Consider the following 2,048-nt stretch of genomic DNA (forward strand, 5'->3'; position numbering starts at 1 on the left):
CACGTCGGCGCCGAACCATGCGAGCAATTGGGTGCAGGTCGGCCCCGATTGAACGTGGGTGAAATCTAGAATGCGGACGCCGTCTAATGCCTTGCCCATACTGTCCTCCCGGGGTCTCTCTTGTGGTGTGTCAGTGACCGCGTTTTTTGGTTGTCGTTTTTGCTTGGAGTTCCTGGCCGGCGGCCTGCCCGCTGGGAGCAGGCCGCCACTTCGCCGATTATTACTGCGCCGGGGCCTTGCGGACCGAGCTGGTCGGGTTGAGGCTGCCGATGTTGCCGCTCTCGGTGCCGGCCGCCGGGTCGATCACCGCGTTGATCAGGGTCGGCTTGCCGGAGTCCATGGCTTCGCTGACGGCGCGGTACAGCTCGTCCGGGGCGGTCACATGCACGCCGACGCCGCCGAAGGCTTCCATCATCTTGTCGTAGCGGGTGTCCGGCATGAAGACCATCGGCGACGGATCGCTGCCGCCGGTCGGGTTCACGTCGGTGCCGCGATAGATGCCGCTGTTGTTGAAGACGACGACGCAGACCGGCAGCTTGTACCGGCAGATCGTCTCCACCTCCATGCCCGAGAAGCCGAAGGCGCTGTCGCCCTCGATCGCGAGCACCGGCTTGCCGGTTTCGACGGCTGCCGCGACGGCATAGCCCATGCCGATGCCCATGACGCCCCAGGTGCCGACGTCCAGGCGCTTGCGCGGCTCGTACATGTCGATGATGCCGCGCGCCAGATCCAGCGTATTGGCGCCTTCGTTGACCAGGATGGCGTCCGGCCGCTCCTTGATCACCCGGCGCACCGCGCCCAGGGCGCCGTGGAAGTTCATCGGCGACGCGTTGCTCATCAGCTTCGGCGCCATCTTGCCGATATTGGCTTCCCGGCGGGCGCTGACGGCGCTGACCCAATCGGCCGGCGGTGCGGGCCAGTTGCCGTCGATGCCGGCCAGCAGGGCGGACATGCAGGAGCCGATGTCGCCGACGACGGGCGCCACGATCTCGACGTTGCTGTCCATCTCCTTCGGCTCGATGTCGATCTGGATGAACTTCTTCGAACCGGGAGCGCCCCAGGTCTTGCCCTTGCCGTGCGACAGCAGCCAGTTGAGGCGGGCGCCGACCAGCATGACGACATCGGCGTCCTTCAGCACCATGGAGCGCGCGGCGCCGGCAGACTGCGGATGGGTGTCCGGCAGAAGGCCCTTGGCCATGCTCATCTGAAGGAAGGGAATGCCGCTCTTCTCGACCAGCGCCCGGACTTCTTCATCCGCCTGGGCGTAGGCCGCACCCTTGCCGAGCACGATCAGGGGCCGCTTGGCGCTCTTCAGCACATCCAGGGCGCGCGCGACCGCGCCGGGGTCGGGGAGCTGGGCCGGAGCCGGGTCGATGACCTTGACCAGCGACTTCTTGCCCTCTACCTCGTCCAGCACCTGGGAGAACAGCTTGGCCGGCAGGTCCAGATAGACGCCGCCCGGACGGCCCGAGACGGCGGCACGGATCGCCCGCGCCACGCCGATGCCGATATCCTGGGCGTGCAGGATGCGGAAGGCGGCCTTGCAGAGCGGCTTCGCGATGGCAAGCTGGTCCATCTCTTCGTAGTCGCCCTGCTGGAGATCGACGATCTCGCGCTCGGACGATCCGCTGATCAGGATCATCGGGAAGCAGTTGGTGGTGGCGTTCGCCAGTGCCGTCAGGCCGTTGAGGAAGCCGGGGGCCGAAACCGTCAGGCAGACGCCCGGCTTCTTGGTCAGGAAGCCCGCGATCGCGGCGGCATTGCCGGCATTCTGTTCGTGCCGGAACGAGATGACCCGAAGGCCTTCCGCCTGCGCCATGCGCAGCAGGTCCGAGATCGGAATGCCGGGCACGGTATAGAAGTTCTCGATGCCGTTCAGCTTGAGCGCGTCGATGACGAGCTGAAAGCCATCCGTCAACGCCGGCGGTGCATCGAGATCCGATACGTCCGCGGCTTGGTTCTTGACCGCTGTTGCAGCCGCACTTGACATGAGAGTTGCTCCTCCCCGAGCTCTTAAAGTTTCAAGGTCGGTCAGTCGAGAAAATTGC

General features: G+C 65.7%; 2 protein-coding genes. Both read right to left on the reverse strand.

Going from position 1 to position 2,048, the window contains the following annotated elements:
- The coding region (locus AC5JJ6_RS11525) for a CoA transferase (protein ID WP_496042166.1) at window positions 1-99 on the reverse strand (99 nt) is incomplete at its 3' end.
- A 121-nt stretch (window positions 100-220) separates the two neighbouring features.
- On the reverse strand, window positions 221-1,990 hold the full coding sequence (gene oxc / locus AC5JJ6_RS11530) for an oxalyl-CoA decarboxylase (protein WP_496042165.1): 1,770 nt from the start codon (window positions 1,988-1,990) through the stop codon (window positions 221-223).
- Window positions 1,991-2,048 lie beyond the last annotated feature (58 nt).

This window comes from Skermanella sp., assembly GCF_059503625.1.